The sequence below is a fragment of the Roseitalea sp. MMSF_3546 genome, assembly GCF_030732865.1.
Lineage (GTDB): Bacteria > Pseudomonadota > Alphaproteobacteria > Rhizobiales > Rhizobiaceae > Roseitalea.
In genome coordinates, this window is the sequence record NZ_JASHKB010000014.1 from 76741 (window position 1) to 97685 (window position 20945).

The 20945-nt window shown below is 68.5% G+C and carries 23 protein-coding genes; 11 read left to right on the top strand and 12 right to left on the bottom strand.

All coding sequences use genetic code 11. The annotated features are described in order from the left end of the window. The first annotated feature begins 10 nt into the window (after nt 1-10). Nucleotides 11-1939 carry a cobaltochelatase subunit CobT gene (gene cobT / locus RBB34_RS12475; protein WP_306119552.1) on the top strand — a complete coding sequence of 643 codons (1929 nt, stop codon included), beginning with the start codon at nt 11-13 and terminating at the stop codon, nt 1937-1939. Beyond that, complete coding sequence (locus RBB34_RS12480) at nt 1940-2995, top strand: esterase-like activity of phytase family protein (protein ID WP_306119553.1); 1056 nt, start codon at nt 1940-1942, stop codon at nt 2993-2995. Here the strand turns inward: RBB34_RS12480 and RBB34_RS12485 are convergent. Further along, nucleotides 2949-3602, bottom strand: coding sequence for a queuosine precursor transporter (locus tag RBB34_RS12485; RefSeq protein WP_306121025.1), 654 nt, complete (start codon nt 3600-3602; stop codon nt 2949-2951). The two genes, RBB34_RS12480 and RBB34_RS12485, sit on opposite strands and share 47 nt — an antisense overlap. Before the next feature lie 74 nt (nt 3603-3676). After that, nucleotides 3677-3967, bottom strand: a complete 291-nt coding sequence (rpmB, locus tag RBB34_RS12490) for a 50S ribosomal protein L28 (RefSeq protein ID WP_306119554.1) — start codon at nt 3965-3967, stop codon at nt 3677-3679. A gap of 224 nt (nt 3968-4191) precedes the next feature. On the opposite strand from rpmB, the gene RBB34_RS12495 reads away from it, so the two are divergent. Next, complete coding sequence (locus tag RBB34_RS12495; protein WP_306119555.1) at nt 4192-4998, top strand: DUF3108 domain-containing protein; 807 nt, start codon at nt 4192-4194, stop codon at nt 4996-4998. On the opposite strand, the gene RBB34_RS12500 is transcribed toward RBB34_RS12495, so the two are convergent. Beyond that, nucleotides 4964-5431, bottom strand: coding sequence for a cupin domain-containing protein (locus RBB34_RS12500; RefSeq protein ID WP_306119556.1), 468 nt, complete (start codon nt 5429-5431; stop codon nt 4964-4966). The two genes, RBB34_RS12495 and RBB34_RS12500, sit on opposite strands and share 35 nt — an antisense overlap. Further along, on the bottom strand, nt 5431-6195 hold the full coding sequence (gloB, locus tag RBB34_RS12505) for a hydroxyacylglutathione hydrolase (protein ID WP_306119557.1): 765 nt from the start codon (nt 6193-6195) through the stop codon (nt 5431-5433). The genes RBB34_RS12500 and gloB overlap by 1 nt, the downstream gene beginning before the upstream one ends. A gap of 96 nt (nt 6196-6291) precedes the next feature. Here gloB and RBB34_RS12510 point away from each other — a divergent pair, with 96 nt between their 5' ends. From RBB34_RS12510 to RBB34_RS12525, 4 genes are all read left to right on the top strand, one after another. After that, nucleotides 6292-7053 carry a class I SAM-dependent methyltransferase gene (locus RBB34_RS12510; RefSeq protein WP_306119558.1) on the top strand — a complete coding sequence of 254 codons (762 nt, stop codon included), beginning with the start codon at nt 6292-6294 and terminating at the stop codon, nt 7051-7053. A 64-nt stretch (nt 7054-7117) separates the two neighbouring features. Then, nucleotides 7118-7900 (top strand): chorismate mutase, encoded by a 783-nt coding sequence (locus RBB34_RS12515; RefSeq protein WP_306119559.1) that lies wholly within the window; start codon nt 7118-7120, stop codon nt 7898-7900. After that, the gene (gene hisC / locus RBB34_RS12520) at nt 7897-9009 is read left to right on the top strand and encodes a histidinol-phosphate transaminase (RefSeq protein WP_306119560.1); all 1113 of its coding nucleotides are present in this window, start codon (nt 7897-7899) and stop codon (nt 9007-9009) included. Before RBB34_RS12515 ends, hisC begins: the two co-directional genes overlap by 4 nt. Before the next feature lie 2 nt (nt 9010-9011). Further along, entirely contained in the window at nt 9012-9947 is a 936-nt protein-coding gene (locus tag RBB34_RS12525) for a prephenate/arogenate dehydrogenase family protein (protein ID WP_306119561.1), read from the top strand. On the opposite strand, the gene RBB34_RS12530 is transcribed toward RBB34_RS12525, so the two are convergent. Further along, a complete protein-coding gene (locus RBB34_RS12530; RefSeq protein WP_306119562.1) occupies nt 9942-10940 on the bottom strand; it encodes a DUF2125 domain-containing protein in 999 nt (332 codons plus the stop codon). The two genes, RBB34_RS12525 and RBB34_RS12530, sit on opposite strands and share 6 nt — an antisense overlap. A gap of 40 nt (nt 10941-10980) precedes the next feature. Between RBB34_RS12530 and RBB34_RS12535 the strand changes: the two genes are divergently transcribed. Continuing rightward, nucleotides 10981-11508: a gamma-glutamylcyclotransferase gene (locus RBB34_RS12535; RefSeq protein ID WP_306119563.1), complete on the top strand. Its 528-nt coding sequence runs from the start codon at nt 10981-10983 to the stop codon at nt 11506-11508. On the opposite strand, the gene RBB34_RS12540 is transcribed toward RBB34_RS12535, so the two are convergent. The 4 genes from RBB34_RS12540 to ftsE form a co-directional block, all read right to left on the bottom strand. Continuing rightward, the gene (locus tag RBB34_RS12540) at nt 11489-12229 is read right to left on the bottom strand and encodes a 1-acyl-sn-glycerol-3-phosphate acyltransferase (RefSeq protein ID WP_306119575.1); all 741 of its coding nucleotides are present in this window, start codon (nt 12227-12229) and stop codon (nt 11489-11491) included. The two genes, RBB34_RS12535 and RBB34_RS12540, sit on opposite strands and share 20 nt — an antisense overlap. A 166-nt stretch (nt 12230-12395) precedes the next feature. Continuing rightward, nucleotides 12396-13064, bottom strand: a complete 669-nt coding sequence (locus RBB34_RS12545; protein ID WP_306119564.1) for a YdcF family protein — start codon at nt 13062-13064, stop codon at nt 12396-12398. 121 nt (nt 13065-13185) lie between these two features. Beyond that, nucleotides 13186-14151, bottom strand: coding sequence for an ABC transporter permease (locus RBB34_RS12550; protein ID WP_306119565.1), 966 nt, complete (start codon nt 14149-14151; stop codon nt 13186-13188). Further along, nucleotides 14148-14807 carry a cell division ATP-binding protein FtsE gene (gene ftsE / locus RBB34_RS12555; protein WP_306119566.1) on the bottom strand — a complete coding sequence of 220 codons (660 nt, stop codon included), beginning with the start codon at nt 14805-14807 and terminating at the stop codon, nt 14148-14150. Before ftsE ends, RBB34_RS12550 begins: the two co-directional genes overlap by 4 nt. A 222-nt stretch (nt 14808-15029) precedes the next feature. Here ftsE and RBB34_RS12560 point away from each other — a divergent pair, with 222 nt between their 5' ends. The 3 genes from RBB34_RS12560 to RBB34_RS12570 are packed head-to-tail and all read left to right on the top strand — an operon-like array spanning nt 15030 to nt 16582. Continuing rightward, entirely contained in the window at nt 15030-15650 is a 621-nt protein-coding gene (locus RBB34_RS12560) for a hypothetical protein (RefSeq protein WP_306119567.1), read from the top strand. A 15-nt stretch (nt 15651-15665) separates the two neighbouring features. Continuing rightward, nucleotides 15666-16214 (top strand): hypoxanthine phosphoribosyltransferase, encoded by a 549-nt coding sequence (hpt, locus tag RBB34_RS12565; RefSeq protein WP_306119568.1) that lies wholly within the window; start codon nt 15666-15668, stop codon nt 16212-16214. 2 nt (nt 16215-16216) lie between these two features. Continuing rightward, nucleotides 16217-16582, top strand: coding sequence for a response regulator (locus RBB34_RS12570; protein ID WP_306119569.1), 366 nt, complete (start codon nt 16217-16219; stop codon nt 16580-16582). Nucleotides 16583-16643: 61 nt separating this feature from the next. Here RBB34_RS12570 and RBB34_RS12575 read toward each other — a convergent pair whose 3' ends face one another. From RBB34_RS12575 to RBB34_RS12585, 3 genes are all read right to left on the bottom strand, one after another. Continuing rightward, nucleotides 16644-19223 (bottom strand): TIGR02302 family protein, encoded by a 2580-nt coding sequence (locus RBB34_RS12575; protein WP_306119570.1) that lies wholly within the window; start codon nt 19221-19223, stop codon nt 16644-16646. A gap of 115 nt (nt 19224-19338) precedes the next feature. Then, entirely contained in the window at nt 19339-20604 is a 1266-nt protein-coding gene (lysA, locus tag RBB34_RS12580; RefSeq protein WP_306119571.1) for a diaminopimelate decarboxylase, read from the bottom strand. Between the two features lie 21 nt (nt 20605-20625). Then, nucleotides 20626-20811, bottom strand: coding sequence for a hypothetical protein (locus tag RBB34_RS12585; RefSeq protein WP_306119572.1), 186 nt, complete (start codon nt 20809-20811; stop codon nt 20626-20628). Between the last annotated feature and the right edge of the window lie 134 nt (nt 20812-20945).

Sequence of the window (20945 nt, forward strand, 5' to 3'; positions counted from 1 at the left end):
CGGAAAGTCCATGTCCCAACCCGGCGACAATTCCCGCAAACGGGCGCAAAAGCCCGCCGACACGGAGCCTTTCAAGCGCGCGCTGACCGGCTGCATGCGCGCCATCGCCGCCGAGCCCGATCTGGAGGTCGTCTTCTCCAACGACCGGCCGGCCTTTGCCGGCAAGCATGCGCGCCTGACGGACCTGCCCAAGCGGACCACGCACAACGACGTCATGGTCACGCGCGGCCTCGGCGATTCCATGGCGCTGCGTTCGGCCTGCCACGATGCGGGCACCCACCGCACCATGGCGCCCGAGGGCGAGCAGGCCCGCGCCATCTACGACGCCGTCGAGCAGGCGCGCGTGGAATCGCTCGGCGCGCGCCGCATGTCCGGCGTCGGCGACAACCTGGCCGCCGCGCTCGAGGACCGGTTCACGCGCAACAATCTCGCCACCGTCACCGAGCAGGATCAGGCGCCGCTCGAAGAGGCGATCGCGCTTGTCGTGCGCGAAAGGCTCACCGGCCGGCCGACGCCCGAGGCGGCCAGCGCCGTCGCCGATCTGTGGCGCGACTGGATCACCGACAAGGCCGGCACCGATCTCGACGAACTCGCCGGCGCGCTGGAGGATCAGGATGCCTTTGCGCGCACGGTGCGCCACATGCTTGCCGCCATGGACATGGCCGAGGACTATCGCGGCGAGGGCGACGACCAGGCCGACGAGGACGGACCCGACGAGGAACCGCCCGAACAGGACGAGCAGGACGAGGGGGGCCTGGACGACCAGCAATCCGGCGAGGAGACCGCAGAGCAGGACGAGGCGCCCGTCGAAAGCGAGGAAAGCCAGAGCGAGCAGATGGACGCCGCCGATGCGACGACCGACGATCTGGACGACGATCTGGACGCCGACGCGCAGGAACCCGGCGAGGTCGAGCGGCCCGAGCCAGTGTTCAACGACATCCTGTCCGATATCGACTACACGATCTTCACGACCGAGTTCGACGAGACCGTTGCGGCCGAGGAGCTGTGCGACGAGGCCGAACTCGATCGCCTGCGGGCCTTCCTCGACAAGCAGCTTGTCAACCTTCAGGGCGTGGTCGGCCGGCTGGCCAACCGCCTGCAGCGCCGCCTGATGGCGCAACAGAACCGCTCGTGGGATTTCGATCTCGAGGAGGGCTATCTGGACCCGGCGCGCCTGCCGCGCATCGTCGTCGAGGAGATGAAGGGCGGCTTCGGCGCGCTGTCGTTCAAGCGCGAGCGCGACACCCGGTTCCGCGACACCGTGGTCACATTGCTGATCGACAATTCGGGCTCGATGCGCGGCCGGCCGATCACGGTGGCAGCCACCTGCGCCGACATCCTCGCCCGCACGCTCGAGCGCTGCGGCGTCAAGGTCGAGATCCTGGGCTTCACCACCCGCGCCTGGAAGGGCGGGCAATCGCGCGAGGCCTGGCTCAAGCGCGGCAAGCCGGCCGAGCCGGGGCGGCTGAACGATCTGCGCCACATCGTCTACAAGAGCGCCGATGCGCCCTGGCGCCGGTCGCGACGCAATCTCGGCTTGATGATGCGCGAAGGCCTTCTGAAGGAGAACATCGACGGCGAAGCGCTCACCTGGGCCTATCGCCGTCTGGCGGTGCGCCCCGAACAGCGCAAGATCCTGATGATGATCTCCGACGGTGCGCCGGTCGACGACTCGACCCTGTCGGTCAATCCGGGCAACTATCTCGAGCGGCATCTGCGCGCGGTCATCGAGGAGATCGAGACCCGCTCGGACATCGAGATGCTGGCCATCGGCATCGGCCATGACGTCACCCGCTACTATCGCCGGGCGGTGACCATCGTCGACGCCGAGGAACTGGCCGGCGCGATGACCGAACAGCTCGCCGAACTGTTCGCCGAACAAGGTGGTCGCGAGCGCGCCCGCGCGCCCGGCCGCACGCCGCGCCGGCGGGCGGGCTGAATGCGCCGCGCCGCCGCCGGCCTTGCCGTCGCGCTGGCCACGGCCATCGCCCTGCCGCCACCGCTTTTGCCGCACAAGGCGCACGCGGCCGGGGTGGAGCGCCATGCAATGGATGTGCGCGTCCGGCCGATCACCCGGTTTCGCATCGGCTCGGACCAGATGCGCTTCGGTGCGCTCGAATTTGCCGGCGGGCTCGAGATGAACGCCACCTCGCGCCATTTCGGAGCGCTGTCGGGCCTGTCGATCACCGGCGGGCAGTCCGGTTTCATCGGCGTCGCCGACACCGGCTTCTGGATCACCGGCGCGATCCGGCGCGGCACCGACAATCGGCCCACCGGCCTTGCCGATGTCGTGATGTGGGCCATGACCGGCCGCAACGGCACGCCGCTCGCCGGCAAGCAGGACGCCGATGCGGAGGCGGTCGCCACGCGTGGCGACGTCGCGCTTGTCGCCTTCGAGCAGAACCACCGCATCATGCGCTACCGCCTTGCGCCGGGCAACCCGCCGCAATGGCAAGGGACCAGTCCGCCGCCCGTCCCGCTTCACGAACTGCGGCGCAATCAGGGATTTGAAGGGCTGGCATTCGCGCCAGAGGACAGCCCGCTGGCCGGCGCCCTGGTCGGCCTGAGCGAAAAGAGCCTCGACCGGGCCGGCGACATCATGGGTTTCGTCGTGGCCGGCACGGGGGCCTCATTCGAGTTCTCGCTGCGCCGTCGCGGCGATTTCGACGTCACCGACATCGCCTTTCTGCCCGGCGGCGACATGATCGTGCTCGAACGGCGGTTCAACGCACGCGCCGGGCTGGGCATGCGCCTGCGCCGCGTCGACGCGGCGGTCGTCACCGAGCGTGCCACGGTCGACGGCGCGGTTCTGCTCGAAGCCGACATGCGCCATCAGATCGACAACATGGAAGCCCTCGACGTCTCCATCGATCCGGACGGCGTGGCGCGCCTGACGATCGTGTCGGACGACAACCACTCGCTGCTGCAGCGCAACCTCCTGATCGAGTTCAGGCTGCCGGACCGTGACCGGCAAGCGGCCGTGGTGGGCGAGTGAGGCGCAGCAGGAGACCATAGGGTACCAGCATCGCCAGCCCGACGATGAGCTTGACGCCCAGATCGCCCAGCGCCCAGGACACATAGCGCGGCACCTCGGCGGCAAATGCGCCCAACAGCGGCGCCGCCTCGATGGCGAAGGCGTCGTTTGCGCCGAACACCGCGAAGGCCGGCGCGAATGCGATCGAAAAGAAGATCGCGGTGTCGACAACCGACCCTATCACCGAGGAGATCAGCGGCGCCTGCCACCATTGCGCCTCGCGCAGCCGGTTGAACACGGCGACATCGAGCAGTTGCGCCACCAGAAACGCCGAGCCTGAGGCGAGCGCGATCCTCGGCGTTGCCAGCACGATCGAGACCGCCACCGCCAGCGCGAAGCCGGCCAGCACGACCAGCCGCGCCGCGCCAGGCCCGAAACGGCGATTGGTCAGATCGGTGACCAGAAAGGCGACCGGGTAGGTGAACGCGCCCCAGGTCAGGAGGTCGGCGAGGTCGAGACCGCCGACCGACGCCCGCACCGGGAACTGGACGAGATAGTTCGACGCGGCGACGACCGCGCACATGGCGGCAACGAAGGCCGCAACGGGCATGACGGAAGGGTTTCGCATTTTTTTATCCTGGGTGATGCCACCAGACAGAACCATGCCGGCCGGAGGGCCGGCGATGGGGACGCGATCGCCGATCAGGCGGTCTCGGCCTGCTTTTGCGCGATGCGACGCTTGATCAGCCGGGCGCGCTGCGACAGCTCGCCGTCCTTGGCCTTTGCCAGATATGCATCCAGCCCGCCGCGATGCTCCACCGAGCGCAGCGCGTCGGCGGAGATGCGCAGGCGGAACTTCTCGCCCAGCGTGTCGGAGATCAGCGTCACCTGGCACAGATTGGGCAGGAAGCGCCGGCGGGTCTTGTTGTTGGCGTGGCTGACATTGTTGCCGGCCATCACGCCCTTTGCGGTCAGTTCACATGCGCGCGACATGGCGGTCTACCTTCGGTTCGAAAAACGCGTTCCGCGCAAAACGGGCCTCCGCCACCATACCGTTCAATCGGCTGCGGCCAGAAACCCTCGCAAGGCGGAAAAGTCACGGCTCTATAGGGATTGCGCACCGGCCCGTCAATGCCTGCCGGCCGCGCGACCATACAATCGGCCAAATTGCTCCATAGCCGGAGCGGCAGGGACGAAACGACAGAACGGAAATGCCCATGCCACGCCTTGTCAGTGCAGCCCTTGCGGCTGGCCTTGCCCTGGTCCTCGCTCTCGTGCTCGCCCGTCCCGGCCTTGCCGACACCGCCGGCGCCGCCAGCTTCAAGTCCGAATACACCCTTTCGGCCTTCGGACTGCGCATCGCCTCGACCGAGTTCGACACGACGATTGGCGACGACCGCTACGAGATCACCGGTTCGCTGCGCACGCGCGGCATTGCCCGCCTTCTGAGCACCACCGACGGCACGCTCACCGCGACGGGCCGCCTCACCGCCGGCCAGGTCACGCCGGTCCGCTTCGAGGCGCGCTACACCGACGGCGGCAAGGCCAAGCGCACCGTGATCGACTTCGAGGGGGATCGCGTCGCCGACACCGTCAACGACCCCGTGGTCAGGAAGACCGATGACTGGATCGACATGCCCGCCGCACAGCTCGTCGGCGCCTTCGATCCAGCCGCCGCGATCCTGGTGCCGGCGCGATCCTTGCGCGAGGTCTGCCGCCGCACGCTGCGCGTCTATGACGGGGCGATGCGCGCCGACCTCAAGCTGGGCTATCTGCGCACAATCCCGTTTTCGGCCAAGGGCTACAATGGCGATGCCGTCACCTGTCGGGCACGGCTCGAGCCGGTCGCCGGCTATTCGCCGACCAAAAAGGACCTCATCTACATCCGCGACAATGGCGACATCGAGATCAGCTTCGCGCCCGTCGGCCGGACCGGCCTGTTCGCCCCGGTGCGGGTGAAGCTGCGCGCGCAGCCCGCCACGGTGCTGATCACCGCGACCCGCTTCGAGCAGCTTGCGCCATAGTGGGCTGCCAATCGGGCGGCGCAAGCTCGAAGGCGGCGAAATCAAAGCCCGGCGCCACCGTGCATCCGACCAGCGTCCATGCGCCCAGCGCGGCGGCCGACTGCCACCAGCCGGCGGGCACGACGATCTGCGGGCGCTCGCCTGCGGCAAGGTCGGTGCCCAGGTGCCGCTCCTCGATATCATGGCCGTCCGCCGACAAGGCCAGCCGGAGCGGCGCGCCGGCGTAATGGTGCCAGACCTCGCTTGCATCCGATACGCGGTGCCAGTGCGAGACCTCGCCCGCCTCGAGCAGGAAGTAGATCGCCGTCGATGCGCCACGCGCGTCATGGGCCGGGCCGGACGTGTCGCGAAAGGTCTCGACATACCAGCCGCCCTCGGGATGGGCACGCATGTCCAGGAGCGCGCGGATGTCGGCGGCCGACAGATGGTTCATCAGAACCGGTCCTTGCGCGCGCGCAATTGGGCGAACACGGCCGCCTCGTCCTCGTGCTCCATGCCCAGATGGCGCCGGATGGCCGGATCGGCGGTCCGCAGGAACGGATTGGTTGCCAGTTCGGTCTTCAGCGAGACCGGCAGTGTCGGCTCTCCCATGATGCGAAGCGCCTGCACCTGTTCGGCCCGATCCTTGAGCGCGGCATTGTCGGGGTCGACCGTGCGCGCGAACGCGGCGTTCGATTGCGTGTATTCATGGCCGCAATAGACCATGGTCTCGATCGGCAGGCGCTTTAGCTTGCCGAGCGATGCGAGCATCTGCTCGGCCGTGCCCTCGAACAGCCGACCGCAACCCATCGAGAACAGCGTGTCGCCGGCAAAGACGGCGCCCGCCTGCGCACAGTAATAGGAGACCTCGCCCGCCGTATGCCCCGGCGTCTCGATCACCTCGAACACCAGGTCGCCGGCGACATATTCGGATCCCTCGACCAGGTACTCGTCAAGCCGGCCGATCGCCTCGGCCTCGGCCCGCGGGCCGGCGATGGTGCAGCCATGCGCCTCCTTGAGCGCGGCGAGCCCTTCGATGTGGTCGGCATGCTTGTGCGTGACCAGGATGTCGGTGAGCTGCCAGCCGCGCCGCTCGAGCGCCGCTTCGACGGCGTCCGCGTCCGGCGCATCGATGGCGACGGTGCGCCCGCTCTGCACGTCATGGACCAGCACGCCGAAGTTGTCGCTGCGGCAGGTGAACTGTTCGATATCGACCATTTGCCTCGCGCGTCCCTGCTCACCACATTGCCCTTGGAAGGTAAATGCGGTTTTGTACGGCCGCGTCAACACCCTGCCCCAACACCGTTTGAAGTCATGCAGACCGATATCGTCGAATTGCGCGCGTTCTACCATTCGGCGCTCGGCAAGCGTGCCGCCCATGCGATCGGCCTGGCGCTTTCGCGCATCTGGAAGCCGTTGCCCAACGAACGCCTGGTCGGGCTGGGCCATACGCGCCCATGGCTTGAGCGCTTCGAGCCCGACACCGAACGCACGCTGGCCTTCATGCTCGCCGCGCAAGGGGCGGCGCGATGGCCGCGCACCGGGCTGTCGCGGACCGCGCTCGTCTTCGACGAGGAACTGCCCCTGCCCGATTCGTCCATCGACCGCGTGCTCATGGTCCATGCGCTCGAACATGCCGAGAACCCGCGCGAGACGTTGATGGAGGCCTGGCGCGTGCTTGCGCCCAATGGACGGCTCGTGCTGATCGTGCCCAATCGCCGCGGCGTCTGGGCACGCAACGAATACACCCCTTTCGGCAATGGCCGGCCGTTTTCGCGCGGACAACTCGTCAATCTCATGCGCGAGGCGAACTTCACCATGACCTCGGAGACCGAGGCGCTGTTCTTCCCGCCCTCCAAGCGCTTTCTCGCCCTGCGTCTGACCGCGCGGCTGGAGGCCTGGGGCCTTCGGCTGTGGCCGCTGTTCGGCGGCGTTCTGGTGATCGAGGCGCAAAAGCGGCTCTATCAGGGCCTGCCGGTCGCCGAGCGCCAGTCGCGCCGGGTGTTCGTGCCCGCGCTCGCCCCGCAGGGCACCGTGGCCGGCCGCGTGCGCCGCCAACCCCTTCTCAGGCGCTGAAGCGCCTTGGCATGTGCCCGCCGGGCTGCCTAACTGGCCGGCACATCGCAGGGAGGGAGCCGGCATGGAACGCGACAACCCGCAAAGGCTGACCGAACTGCGCGCCAAGATCGACGCGGTGGACGAGACCATCCACACGCTCATCATGCAGCGCGCCACGGTCATCGACGAGCTCATTCGCATCAAGGGCGCCGACCGGTCGCGGGGCGCCGCCTTCCGGCCCGGACGCGAGGCGCAGATGATGCGCGCGCTCGCCGACCGCCATGCCGGCTCGGTGCCGCTGGGGATGATCGTGCATCTGTGGCGCGAGCTGATCTCGACCTTCACCCACATGCAGGCGCCCTATGCGGTGCACCTGGCCGAGGCGGGGCGGGCAGACATCATGCGCGACATGGCCCGCCATCATTTCGGCTTCACCGTGCCGCTCATCGCTCACGCCGACGCGTCAGGCGCCATCGCCGCCGCGCGCGCCCGGGGCAATGCGCTCGCCCTCGTGCCGCTGGAGGGCGCCGGCCCCTGGTGGGACGATCTGGACGCGGCCACCGGTCTTTCGGTCATGGCGCGCCTGCCCGTCATCGGTGTGCCGTTCGCCACCGTCGACGCATTCGTGCTGTCCCCGCAGCTCTCCGATCCCGTGCCCTTTGACGTCCGGCTCTATACCGGCCTTGCCAAGCACCCCGAAACGCTGTCCGCCTGGACGGGCGGTACGGTGATCGCCACCGGCGATACGACGCAGCGCGCCCTCATCGCGATCGAAGCGGGCGGCAGCGCGCCGCACGATCTTCTCGACATCCGCGCCGCCGGCGGCTATTTCGCGCCTGCAGGAACCACGGACCCGACACGATGAACGCCCCGCCCCGCGCACCGATCCCGCAGCCAAATGCCGGCGTGATGGACATCGCCGCCTATGTGCCCGGCCGCGACAAGGCCGCCCCTGGCGTCAAGCTGCACAAGCTGTCCTCCAATGAAAACCCGCTCGGCGCCAGCCCGGCGGCCGTCCAGGCCTATCGCGGCGCGGCCGATCACCTGCATGTGTATCCCGACGGCGCCTCGCACGAACTGCGCGCGGCCATCGCCCGCACCCATGGCCTGAACCCCGACGCCATCGTCTGCGCCAACGGCTCGGACGAACTGCTCGGCCTTTTCGCCTCGATCTATCTGGGACCGGGCGACGAGGCGATCTTCACCGAGCACGGCTTTCTGGTCTACAAGATCCAGATCATGGCGGCCGGCGCAAGGCCGGTCATGGTGCCCGAGACCGACCATCGCGCCGATGTCGACGCGATCCTCGCCGCCGTCACCGAGCGCACCAGGATCGTTTTCCTCGCCAACCCGAACAATCCCACCGGCACCTATTTGCCGGACGCCGAATTGCGGCGCATGCATGCCGGCCTGCCGCCGCACGTGCTGCTGGTGATCGATGCCGCCTATGCCGAATATGTGCGCCGCAACGACTACGCCTCCGGCATCGAGATGGTCTCGGCCAACCGCAACGTGGTCATGACGCGCACTTTCTCGAAGATCCACGGCCTCGCCGCGCTGCGCATCGGCTGGATGTATGGTCCGCCCGACGTGGTCGACGCGGTCAACCGCGTGCGCGGCCCGTTCAACGTCAACGCGCCGGCCATCGCCGCCGGCGCGGCCGCCATGGCCGACCGCGCCCATGTCGATGCGGCCATCGCCCACAACGATCGATGGCTGCCCTGGCTGACAGCCGCGCTCGAATCGATCGGGCTCGAGGTGACGCCGAGCGTGGCGAATTTCATCCTGATCCATTTCCCCGACGGCGAACCCGACCGCAGTGCCCAGGCGGCCGATGCCTGGCTGGTCGCGCGCGGTTTCGTGCTGCGGCGCGTGACGGCCTATGGCCTGCCCAACGCGCTGCGCATGTCGATCGGCACCGACGCGGCGAACCAGGGCACCATCGAGGCACTGACCGCCTTCATGGCGCGCTGACGATGTCGGAGACGAGCGAACCGCTGTTCGACCGCATCGCGCTGATCGGCATCGGGCTGATCGGCGCCTCGCTCGCGCGCATCGTCCGGCGCGAGGGGCTGGCTCGCCACATCGCCGTGTCGACCCGGCGTCTGAAGACGCTCGACCGGGCGCGCGAGCTGGACCTTGGCGATAGCTACACGCTCGATCCCGCCCAGGCCGTCCGCGATGCCGATCTCGTCGTCGTCTCGGTGCCCGTCGGCGCCTCGGGCGCCGTCGCCGAGGCGATCGCCCCGGCCCTTGCGCCCGGCGCCATCGTCACCGATGTCGGCTCGACCAAGCGCTCGGTCATCCAGCAGATGACGCCGCACATGCCCGCCCATGTCCATTTCATCCCCGGCCACCCGATCGCCGGCACCGAATATTCCGGGCCAGATGCCGGCTTTGCCTCGCTCTTCACGGACCGCTGGTGCATCCTGACGCCGCTGCCGGACACCGACGCCGATGCGCTCGACCGGTTGAAGACCTTCTGGCGGCGCTGCGGGTCGGATGTCGCCACCATGGATCCCGACCATCACGACCGCGTTCTCGCCGTCGTCTCGCACCTGCCGCAACTGATCAGCTACAACATCGTCGGCACGGCCTCGGATCTGGAGACCGTCACGCAGTCCGAGGTGATCAAGTATTCGGCCTCGGGCTTTCGCGACTTCACGCGGCTTGCCGCTTCCGATCCGACCATGTGGCGCGATGTGTGCCTGCACAACCAGGACGCGATCCTGGAGATGCTCGCCCGCTTCTCGGAGGATCTGGCCTCGTTGCAGAAGTCGATCCGCTGGGGCGACGGCGACGCGCTGTTCGAGCTGTTCACCCGAACCCGGCACATCCGCAAGTCGATCATCGAGGCCGGCCAGGACGTCGACACGCCCAGCTTCGGCCGCCAGCGCGTCAACGGCTCATGAGCCCGCGAACGGGCCGAAGCCGAGCCGCGGCAGCGTGCCGAGCGGGATGATGCCGGCAAAGACGCGACCCTCGCGCACGGTCAGCCTCAGCGTCGCCTCGTCGCCCGCCTGACCGCCGGCCGTTAGCGCCTCGATCGGCGCCACCAGTTCCGGCAGTACCGCGCCCAGTTCGGCGGCCACGCCGGGCACGTCGACCACGCGCAGTTCGAACGCCCCGCTGATCACGCCCTGCGGAGAAACCGAGAACGGCCCTTGCAGGATCACGCCGCGATCCTCGGTCAGGATGAGCGACAGCCGGTTGATTTCACCCTCGCCGCCGCCTTTCTGACCCGCCCAGTCGGTGCCGAAGTCGGCAAGACGCATGTCGAGATCGAAGCCCGCTTCGGGCAGGGTTCGCCCGCCGAGCCATTGCGGCGGGATGCGTACGCCGCGGGGGCTTGCCGCGATATCGAGCGCGCCGTCGATCTGGCGCAGATGCGCTTCGAAGTCCGCCGCCGTCACCGCCGCGGGCAGCCAGGGCAGCGACAGCCGCGCCTCATCGGCAAACAGCGAGGCCATGCGCTCGGCCTGCGGCGCGGTGATCGCGCTGAGCCGGCCCTGATCCCACTCGATTTCGTAGCGCGGCCCGCCTGCCGGCACCGCGATCGTGACCGGACTTTCGATGTCGGCGATGACGTGGCGCGGATTGTAGACCACCGCCGACGAGCGCATCGCCGCTGCCTGCAGGACGAAGGCGCCGTTCGCGCCGGTCAGTTCGACCGATTCGCAGAAAACGCCGATGCGCAGCGGAAAACCCGTAATGTCCCGGCCCGGGCAGGCCAGGCTCGCCCCTTGCGCGCGGTCCTGGCCATACGAAGCGACGGCCTCGTCGACCTGTCCGGCGAACCAGAACCAGCCGCCGCTATAGGCGGCCACGAACGCCGCGACGCCGACCGCCAGCCAGGCGATGCGCCTTCCGGCATCATGGCCCTGTTTTCCCCGGGTTTGGCTCATGCTAGCTCCTTGCGCGACGGGCAGGATTGAACGCGCGCTTATGGACGATTTCTGGGTATTCGGCTACGCCTCGCTGATGTGGCGGCCAGGCTTTCGCTATGTCGAAAAGCGCCGCGCCCGTCTGGCCGGCTATCACCGCAGCCTGTGCATCCACTCATACAGCCATCGCGGCACGCCCGAGCGCCCCGGCCTTGTCATGGGTCTGGATCGCGGCGGCGCATGCGTCGGCGTCGCCTTTCGCGTCGCCCACGCCGATCGCGACCGGGTCATGGACTATCTGCGCGCCCGCGAGCTCGTCACCCATGTCTACAAGGAGCGCCTGACACGGGTCGTGCTCTCGGACGGACAGACGACCCGTGCCGTGGCCTATATCGTCGACCGCAGCCACCGGCAATATGCCGGGCGCGTCTCGGTCGAAGAGGCGGTGGAACGGGTCTGCGGCGCAGTCGGCCAGGCCGGCCCCAATGAGGACTACGTGCTCAACACCGCCGCCCACATTCGCGAACTGGGCATTCGCGATCCCTGGCTGGAAGCCGTGGCCGACGGCATCAAGCTTCGGCTGGCTTGACCGTACGATCCATGGCCGAAAGCCGCTCGCGCGCCGTCTTCGGCATGGGCGGGGCATCCGGCGCGCTGGCCGCGCGCGCCAGCAGCCGGTCGCAGGCCGTTTCGGTGCGCGTGACCAGTTCCTCCATGAACCGGGCGCGCGACAGGCCCGGCTCGATCGGGTCGAGCACCTCCACCTCGATCAGGCCGCGATAGCGCATGAAGCCGCGCCGCGGCCAGTACAGCCCGGCATTGTGGGCGATCGGCACCACCGGCACGCCGAGCGTCTCGTAAAGATGGGCGATGCCGGACTTGTAGGCCGGCTCGGCGCCGGGCGGCCGGCGCGTGCCCTCGGGATAGATGATGATCTGCCGGCCATCGTCGATCATTTGCCGGGCGCGCGCATTGATCGCGCGAATCGCCTTCTCGCGATTGCCCCGGTCGATGGCGATCATGTTCATGCGCGCGATGTACCAGCCGAACAGCGGGATCCACATCAGTTCTCGCTTGAGAATGTAGACCGGGTCGGGCCACCAGGGCAGGAAGGCGATCGTGTCCCACGCCGACTGGTGCTTGGGCGCGATGATGTAGCCGCCCCGCGGCAGCTTTTCGCGGCCGCGCACGACGTGATCGGTGCCCACGATCACCTTCATCAGCCACAGATGCGACCGCGCCCAGAAGCGCACGATCCACCAGGCAAAGGCGCGGGGCCCGAGGAAGAACAGCGGCGACCAGACGATCATCTGCACCGCGTTGTTGGCGTAAAAGGCCAGGTTGAAGATCAGGGAGCGGATCACGCGCGCATCCTTGTGGGGCTTGCCGGGGGTGCGGGATCGGCACCCGGCGGGTCGCGGCCTGTTAATCGCCGTGGCGATGCAATTCAAGCAAAACGGCGCGCCGGCCGTTTTGTCATCGCGCCGAACCGCCGCCGCGCACCAGCGCGTACAGGAACTTGCCGTACTCTCCGGCGAGCACGCGGTAGCGGTCGGCCAGTTCGGCGCGGCGGGTCTCGGGGTCCGTGCGGTTGACGACCGGGAACGCGACCAGCGCGACGTCGGGCATGGCGCGGTGCATCTCGAGCATCGAACGCGGCATGTGGTAGTCATTGGTGACCACGACGAGCCGGTCGAAACCATGTTCGGCCGCCCATTGCGCTGTGTGCCGGGCATTGCCGATCGTGTTCAGTGCGAGCTTGTCGATATCGATGCAGCACGCAAACAGCGCCTCGCTGACGCCAAGCGTGCGCCGCAGCGTGTTCTCGCCCAGTTCGGCGTGCACGCCACTGACCAGCAGCCGCGCGCCATCCATTTGCCGCAGCAGGGCGACGGCCGGTTCGAGCCGCGCCCTTCCGCCGGTGAGCACGACGATGCCGTCCGCCTCGATCGTGGCGACGTCGGGCGGCGTCAGCGCGTGCACATGACGCAGAAAGGATGCAAATCCGATGACCAGCAATGCGGCGGCGAGCGCAAGGGACCACAGCGCCACACGTATCGGCCCGCGCCGTGGGCGCAGCCGGCTGCGCGCGGCATCCTCGCCGATCGAACCGGCGGCCCCCTCCGTGTGTTCGCCATCGGTCATCATTTCCTTGTTAGCGGTCCATCTGCGGCCTTGACAGGCCTAATTCGCCCGGATGCAGGACTACGCACACTTTTTGTTCCAAGCGCGGCTTGCGTGCAATCGACCGGCCGCCCATTGCCGGTCAACGGGAAGGGTCGGCGCGCTTCTCGTCGAACTCGTGCAGCACGCGCAGCACCGTCAGCCGCGCCGTCAACATGGTCAGCAGGCCGACCAGCACGACGACCAGCATGACCCCGATATAGGCGCCCATCCCGATGGTGAAGTCGCCGAAGAATGCCGAAAGCTGCTCGTTTTCGGCCGTTGTCAGGTTGCGGCTCGCCCACAGGCTCGAGGCGATGAACACGATGATCGCGGCAAGCCCGCCGGCGGCCGCGCCACGCAGGCCGATCACCAGGAAACGGTTCTGGAACTGGCGCGCGATGAACCCGCCCCGCGCGCCGACGAAGTGCAGCACCTCGATGACCTCGTGGTTGCCGGCCATCGCCCCGCGCGTGGCGAACACGACCGTCATCACCAGCGCGGCCAGCACGAGCACGAGCACGCAGGTGCCGGCAAAGGTCATGGTGCGCGCCATCGAGACCAGGCGGCTGACCCAGGCGCGATGGTCGTCGAGCGTGGCGTTGGGCACGACCTCGGCGATGGCCGAGCGCATGGCGGCGAAATCGGGCGGGGAGTCCTCGTCGATGGTGATGACCACCAGCCGCGGCAATGGCAACTGGTCGAGCTCCAGCCCGGCGCCGAGCCACGGTTCGAGCAGTCCCAGCGTCTCGTCGCGCCCGATCACCCGCGCCGCACGCACGCCGTCAAAGCCGACCGCGACGGCGCGCGCCTCGGCGAGCGCCGTTTCCACGTCGAGCCCGCGCGCGGGGCGAATCTGAACGGTCGCCTCGCGCGAGATCTGGCTTTGCCATGTCACCGCGCTCTGATTGACCAGCGACACCGCCCCCACCGTCAGGCAGGCCAGGAAGGACATGATCGCGACCACCAGGGCCATGGCCTGACCGGCCGTGTTGCCCGGCGGCACGATCGGCGTCATGGCCTTGTCAGGCAAGACCGGCTCGGTCGCGATGGGCCGTGTCTCGTTCATCCGAAAATGTCCATCCGGCCGGCCGACAGGATCATCCGCCTTGCATCCACCTGCTCCATCAGCCCCAGATCGTGCGTTGCGATGACGACCGCCGTTCCCGACCGGTTGAGCTCGATGAAAAGGCGCAGCAGGCGCCGCGCCATGTGCGGGTCGACATTGCCGGTCGGCTCGTCCGCGAGCAGGATCTCGGGCTGGTCGATGAGCGCCCGCGCGATCGCCACGCGCTGTTTTTCGCCGCCCGAGAGCACCGGCGGCAGGGCGTGGATCTTCTCGCCCAGCCCCACCCATTTGAGCAGTTCGATCACGTCGCGATGATAGTTCGATATCACCCGCCCGCGCACGCGCAGCGGCAGCGCGACGTTCTCGAAGATGGTCATATGGTTCAACAGCCGGAAATCCTGAAAGACGACACCGATGCGCCGGCGCAGCAGCGGCAGTTCGCGCCGGTCGATCGACAACACGTCCTTGCCGAAGATGCTGATCTGGCCGCGCGTCGGCCGCAGCGACATGAACAACAGGCGCAGCAGCGATGTCTTGCCAGCGCCCGATGGACCGGTCAGGAACTGGAACGACTGGGCCGGGATGTGAAAGGAGACGTCCGAGAGCACCTCGGGCTCCATCCCGTATCGTAGCCCCACATTGTCGAACCTGATCAACTCGCCCCCGCGTCCGTCGTGCCCTCGGCGGCTGGCCGAAATCCGGTCCCGGCGCCGCGCAAATCACCGATCTGAGCTCCCGCTCTATGGCATGCACATGGCCGCATCAAGGCCGCAGCAGCGGCCCGGCGCCAACCCTGGGACTGCGCCGGAAACACTCGATTAACACACCCCGGGCTACACCCGACACCGGGGACGCCAGCGGGAACGGGACCGATTCGCTTGTCCGATGACATCGTCGATGCCGAGTTCGAAACGCTCGGTGCCACACGCCCCGGGCGGGCACCGGACGTTGCGGGCGCGGCCGCCGCGGCGCGCGCCCCGGACCGGCCGGGCGCGGGCCTTGGCGTGTTTGCCGCCGGCCGCATGGCGCGGCCCGACCGCGACGCAAGGCCTATTGCGCGGCCCGACCGCGCCGCAAGGCCCATGCCGCTGCCCGCCTTCGCCGCGATCGCCGCCATCGGCGCCCTTGCCGCCTTCTATGTCGCCGGCGGTCACGTGCTGCTGCCTGGCCCTGTCGAATCGGTGCGCGGCGCCCCCTCCGCGACCGCCGCACCGGTCTCCCCGCTTGTCCTGGACGAGGCGACGGCGCGCGTCGAGACCGCCTCGGGCCGGCCGGTCTTCGTCATCGGTGCGACGATCGTCAACGATACCGCCGGAACGCACATCGTCCCGCCCGTCCGGATTCGGTTCGAAAGGCCCGGCCGTTCCGGCGCGATGGTCCACGTCATCGCCCGCGGCGAAAGGCTTGCGCCCGGCGAGCGCATGGCCTTTACAAGCCGCATACCGGCGGGCGATTATGCCGGCCTCCGGCCCCGCCTGTCCTTCGCTCCCATCCTGTGACCGTCTTCCGAGCCCATGCAGACCGTACGCGGCAAGAAAATCGAAGTGCTGTTTCCGGCGTCCATGATCGCGCGCCGCAACCTCGAACTGGCGAAAGAAATCGCCCGGCGCGACTACAAGGACCTTCTGGTCGTCTCGATCCTGAAGGGCTCGTTCATCTTCGCCGGCGACCTCATTCGCGCCATGCACGATGTCGGCATGGCACCCGAGGTCGAATTCATGATGCTGTCGACCTATGGCGCGGGCACCGAGCCCGGCAAGGTGAAGATGCTGCGCGACATCGACAGCGACGTGAGCGGGCGCGACGTGCTGCTGATCGACGACATCCTGGAGTCGGGCACCACGCTGACCCACGCGCGGCGGATGCTGCTCGAGCGCGGCGCGCGGTCGGTGGCGATCGCCGTGCTGCTCGACAAGCGCACCAGACGCAGCGCCGACACGCCGGTCGACGCCGACTTCATCGGTTTTGAATGCCCGGACCACTTCGTGGTCGGCTACGGCATGGATGTCGGCCACGCCTTTCGCGAGTTGCCCTATGTCGGCGTGATAACGGGAGATGCATGATCATGGCGCGTATTCTTGTGGTCGACGACGACGATTCGGTGCGCGGCTTCACCGCCCGCGCCCTGAAGCTGGACGGCCATGACGTCGACGAGGCCGATGACGGCGACATCGCGCTCGACCGGATCACCCAGACCGGCGGCCGGTTCGACCTGGTACTGTCGGACATCCGCATGCCCGCCATGGACGGCATCGAGATGGCCAGGAACGCCGCCGACGCCTATCCCGGTCTGCGCATCCTGCTGATGACCGGCTATGCCGAGCAGCGCGAGCGTTCCGAGGAGATCGCCCGCATCATCATCGATGTGATCTCAAAGCCGTTTTCGCTCGCCGACATCCGGCGTGCCGTCGGCGAGGCCCTCGCCGCCTGAGAGCGGGCGCCGCTCGACGCGATACGCGCCGTCTCGACCCGGTCCGCCTCCGGCTGCGCCGTCAGCGCAGTTCCAGCAGCCGCTCCAGATACTGACGTTCGAGCTGCGGCGACAGCGCGTCGCCCAGCCTTTCGCGGATGGCCTCGAGGATCTCGCGCGCCCGGCGCACGTCGATCTCGTCGGGGATGTCGACCGATTCGCCGAAGTCGGGGCCGGAGGAACGCTGCGGACGCCCCAGCGGGTCGCGGTCGGCGCCGTTGCGCGTGCCGCGCGGATCCGCCATGCCGGCCTGGCCCTGCATGGATTGCTGCATCTGCTGCATCATGTCGTCGGCGCCCTGGCGCAACGCGTCGAGCGCATTGCCCTGCTCGGCCAGCGCCTGTTCGCCCTGACCCTGGCCCAGCGCATCGCCGGCCTCGCCCATCGACCGGCCGGCATCGCCAAAGCTGTCGCCCGGATCGATGCCCATGCCGCGCAGCCCTTCCATGAACTGGTCGAGCCGCTCCTGCAGCGCCTGCTGGCCGGGCGCCAGACCGGGCAGGCCGTTCTGGCCCTGGCCGGGCTGCTGGCCGTTCCGGCCCATCTGGCCCTGCCCCTGCTGGCCCTGCTGGCCTTCACCCTGCTGACCCTGCTGGCCTTGCTGACCCTGCTGGCCCTGTTGACCTTGCTGGCCCTGACGGTTCTGGCGGAAGGTCTCGTCCATCAGCCGCTGCTGCTCGCGCAGGATCTCGCCGAGCTCGTTCATCTGCTGCTGGGCCTGGCTTTGGCCCTCGCCCTGCTGCTGCTGGCCCTGACCCATCTGCAGATTGTTCATCATGTTTTCGAGTTGCGACAGCATGTCCATGGCCTGCTCGCGCGCGCCCGACCGCGCCATGTCCTCGAGCTGGTCGAGCATGTCGTCCAGCGTCTGCTGGTCGAGCTGCTGGCCATCCATCTGCGGCGCCTGCTGGGCGAAATCGGGATCCTGCATCGCCCGTTCGGCGAATTCGCGCAGATAGTCCTGCATCGCCTCGCGCAACTCGTCCATCAGCCGGGCGATCTCCTGGTCGGTCGCCCCGTTCTCCAGCGCCTCGCGCAGCGCCTGCTGGGCCTGACGCAGGCGCCGTTCGGCGTCGGTCAGCCCGCCATCCTCGATATTGCGCGCCACCTCCCACAGATAGTCGACCACCTCGCGCAGCTGATCGTCGTTGCGCGCGTCGATCAGCCGGGTGCGCGCCGTCGACAGGCCGAGAAAATGGGCGGCGTTGTCGATCGTCTCCTCGGGATAGAGCATGAGCACATCGAGCAGGTCGGCGACCGCATCGGCGGCATTGGCGTCGAGCGCCAGGATGCGCCGCTGCTCGATCAGCGCCCGCGCCAGCGGATTTGAGAAGGGCCGGCCGGGCAGCACCAGCGTGCGCGTGGCGCTCCGGCCGATCTGGCCCAGATCGTCCTCGGCCTCCAGCGTCAGCCGAACCTCCGCGCCGGCCCAGGGATGGGCCGTCAGATCGCGCGTGGTGGACGCCGCGCCGTCCTCGGCATTGCGGCGCGGCAGCGTCAGCGGCAGTTCGGGCGCGTCATAGAGCGGCCGTGCGCCCTTCAGGTTCGGGTCGGCCAGCGCGATCTGCCCGCGCGCGACGGCAATGCGATAGTCGTCGGTGGCATTGTAGCGAAGCGTCATCGTGCCGTTGACCGCGCGCTCGAAGGGGTCTTCCTCGGCAAAGGCGATGTCGGGTGTGGCGTCCTCGACCATGTCGATCTGCCATGCGCCGAGACCGCCCTCCTCGCCATCGCCGCCGATCGTCAGCCGGCCATGGCTGTCGACGGTCGCGGCAAAGGCGCGCGCTTCGCCGGTGCCCTCATCGGCCTGCGCGGCGATCGGGGTCTGCGGGGAGGGGAAGCTGACCTGCTCGGTGCCGTCGCCGCCGGCGATCCGCACGGTGATCTCGCTGCCCTCGGGCACGGTGAACCGGTCCTTGCCGGCATTGAGATCGGCGGTCAGGAAGATCGGCGCGATGCCGGTATAGGTCGGCGGCGTGATCCAGGCATCCACGCGCGCGGGCACGACGGTGTCGGCCGCATGGCTGCGCACCACGTCGGTCAGCCGCCCGCCACCCGGCGACAGCGAAAAGGCGAAGGCCGTCACCAGCACCAGCGGCACCAGCGCACGCAGCGCCCAGGGGTCGCGCGCGGGAATGGCCGTGCGCGGGCGCACCGGATCGAGGCGGCCGAGCCCCTCGGCGACCCGCGCCTGATGCACCTTCCACAGCGCGCGGGCATAGGGATCGGCATTGCTTGCGAGCTTTTCCTGCTGGGTCGTGATCGGCCGGTGCCGCAGGCGATTGTCGCGCTCCAGGCGATGGTCGACATCGCGCGCGCGCGGCGGGATCAGACGGCGCAGCGGCCACAATGCGCCAAGAGCCGCCAGGGCGAGCAGGACGCCGCTCGCAATGCGCACGCCGTCCGGCACGGCGCGGAAGAAGCCGAACCAGGACAGGATCGCAAACAGGCACATGATGATCGCCAGCGGCAGCACCAGCGCCGCCGCCCGCTCGGCGAGCATGAGCGCTCGGCTCGACCAGCGCGCAAAGCCAAGCCCCGCGCGGGCAGGTCCGTTGGCGGGGCTCGCGTCCGGCCGTGCCGGTTTCGTCTGCTCGGACATCGATCGCCGTCCCTGGCCTGTGAGACTGTCAGGGACCGAAGATAGCAGCTTCTGTGGCGATGGCGAGGCGAAAGCCGCTCACGCTTTTGTCACCGTGCGCAGCGCGCCCGCACGTTCACAGCCAGTCGGGCACGCTGTCCAGGCCGATCAGCTCGTCATAGCTCGGCCGTGCCCGCGCCAGGTGCCAGCGCTCGCCATTGACGATGACCTCGGGCACGAGCAGGCGCGAATTGTAGGTCCCCGCCTGTACCGCGCCATAGGCGCCCGCGGTCAGGACCGCGAACAGATCGCCGGGCGCGGTTTCGGCGATCATCCGGTCATGGCCCAGATAGTCGCCCGTCTCGCACACGGGTCCCACGATGTCGGCGCGGATCCGCGGCGCATCGCGCGCCGGCTCGACCACCGGCACGATGTCGTGCCAGGCGTCATACAGCGTCGGCCGGATCAGGTCGTTCATCCCCGCATCGACGATCAGATAGGCCTTGTCCTCGAGGCGCTTGAGATAGACCACCGAGGTGACCAGGATCCCCGCATTGCCGGCGATCATGCGGCCGGGCTCGAAGATTGCTCTGACCCCCAGCGGCCGGATGTGCTTCTTGACGGTCTCGGCGTAATCGTCCGGCAGCGGCGGCGGATCGTTGTCGCGCCGATAGGGAATGCCAAGGCCCCCGCCCAGATCGACATGGGCGATGGTGTGCCCGTCGGCGCGCAACTGGCCGACCAGTTCGCTAACGAGCGCGAACGCGTCGTCGAAGGGCTGCAGCGCGGTGATCTGGCTGCCGATATGCATGTCGATGCCGCATACGGCCAGCCCAGGCAGCTCCGCCGCCCGGCGATAGGCATCGCGCGCCCGGTCCCAGGAGATGCCGAACTTGTCGCCCTTGCGCCCTGTGGTGATCTTGGCGTGGGTTTTCGCGTCGACGTCGGGATTGATGCGCATGGACACCGGCGCGGTGCGGCCCGTCGCAACGGCCCTGGCGGAGAGCAGTTCGAGTTCCGGCTCGGACTCCACGTTGAAGCAGTGGATTCCCGTGGCGAGCGCGAAATCCATCTCCGCGGCCGTCTTGCCCACGCCCGAGAACATGATGCGGTCCGGCGCGATGCCGGCTGCGAGCGCGCGTCGCAACTCGCCCTCCGAGACGACGTCGGCGCCTGCGCCCAGGCCGGCCAGCGTCGCCAGCACGGCCTGGTTGGAGTTTGCCTTCATCGCATAGCACACCAGCGCGTCTATATCGGCGAACGCCTTGGCGAAGACGGTGTAGTGGCGTGTCAGCGTCGCCGTCGCGTAGCAGTAGAACGGCGTGCCGACCGCCTCGGCCAGCGCCGGCACCGGCACGTCTTCGGCGCAAAGGACGCCATCGCGATATTCGAAATGGTTCACGGGCCTGTGTCCGGTTGCGGCCTAGCGAATGAGGCCGTCCAGGATGAAGGGCCGCTCAGGCGCGCCCTCGCCGGTCTGCGCCGCCGTTTCGGTGTCGGTGGCCATGGCGGCCGAGGGTCGTTCGGGCGCGCCGGCCCGGCCGCAGGCGGCAAGCGCGAAGACGAGCGCGGCGAGCGCGGAGCGGGTCATGACGGTGCGAACGGCCATGTCGGTTTTCCGGTGAACGGGTCGGGCGCCTGTGTGCGTCAAACGGACCGGGCTTGCAAGGGGGCGGTTGAAGCAAGTCGAACCCTGTTCGCTTCTGCCCCCTCACATTGCCGCTGCCTATTAGCCTTTCCCCC

Coding starts and splice junctions, on each gene's coding strand:
- cobT (WP_306119552.1), top strand. CDS start 11: ATGTCCCAACCCGGCGACAATTCCCGCAAACGGGCGCAAAAGCCCGCC.
- RBB34_RS12480 (WP_306119553.1), top strand. CDS start 1,940: ATGCGCCGCGCCGCCGCCGGCCTTGCCGTCGCGCTGGCCACGGCCATC.
- RBB34_RS12485 (WP_306121025.1), bottom strand. CDS start 3,602: ATGCGAAACCCTTCCGTCATGCCCGTTGCGGCCTTCGTTGCCGCCATG.
- rpmB (WP_306119554.1), bottom strand. CDS start 3,967: ATGTCGCGCGCATGTGAACTGACCGCAAAGGGCGTGATGGCCGGCAAC.
- RBB34_RS12495 (WP_306119555.1), top strand. CDS start 4,192: ATGCCACGCCTTGTCAGTGCAGCCCTTGCGGCTGGCCTTGCCCTGGTC.
- RBB34_RS12500 (WP_306119556.1), bottom strand. CDS start 5,431: ATGAACCATCTGTCGGCCGCCGACATCCGCGCGCTCCTGGACATGCGT.
- gloB (WP_306119557.1), bottom strand. CDS start 6,195: ATGGTCGATATCGAACAGTTCACCTGCCGCAGCGACAACTTCGGCGTG.
- RBB34_RS12510 (WP_306119558.1), top strand. CDS start 6,292: ATGCAGACCGATATCGTCGAATTGCGCGCGTTCTACCATTCGGCGCTC.
- RBB34_RS12515 (WP_306119559.1), top strand. CDS start 7,118: ATGGAACGCGACAACCCGCAAAGGCTGACCGAACTGCGCGCCAAGATC.
- hisC (WP_306119560.1), top strand. CDS start 7,897: ATGAACGCCCCGCCCCGCGCACCGATCCCGCAGCCAAATGCCGGCGTG.
- RBB34_RS12525 (WP_306119561.1), top strand. CDS start 9,012: ATGTCGGAGACGAGCGAACCGCTGTTCGACCGCATCGCGCTGATCGGC.
- RBB34_RS12530 (WP_306119562.1), bottom strand. CDS start 10,940: ATGAGCCAAACCCGGGGAAAACAGGGCCATGATGCCGGAAGGCGCATC.
- RBB34_RS12535 (WP_306119563.1), top strand. CDS start 10,981: ATGGACGATTTCTGGGTATTCGGCTACGCCTCGCTGATGTGGCGGCCA.
- RBB34_RS12540 (WP_306119575.1), bottom strand. CDS start 12,229: ATGATCGTCTGGTCGCCGCTGTTCTTCCTCGGGCCCCGCGCCTTTGCC.
- RBB34_RS12545 (WP_306119564.1), bottom strand. CDS start 13,064: ATGACCGATGGCGAACACACGGAGGGGGCCGCCGGTTCGATCGGCGAG.
- RBB34_RS12550 (WP_306119565.1), bottom strand. CDS start 14,151: ATGAACGAGACACGGCCCATCGCGACCGAGCCGGTCTTGCCTGACAAG.
- hpt (WP_306119568.1), top strand. CDS start 15,666: ATGCAGACCGTACGCGGCAAGAAAATCGAAGTGCTGTTTCCGGCGTCC.
- RBB34_RS12570 (WP_306119569.1), top strand. CDS start 16,217: ATGGCGCGTATTCTTGTGGTCGACGACGACGATTCGGTGCGCGGCTTC.
- RBB34_RS12575 (WP_306119570.1), bottom strand. CDS start 19,223: ATGTCCGAGCAGACGAAACCGGCACGGCCGGACGCGAGCCCCGCCAAC.
- RBB34_RS12585 (WP_306119572.1), bottom strand. CDS start 20,811: ATGGCCGTTCGCACCGTCATGACCCGCTCCGCGCTCGCCGCGCTCGTC.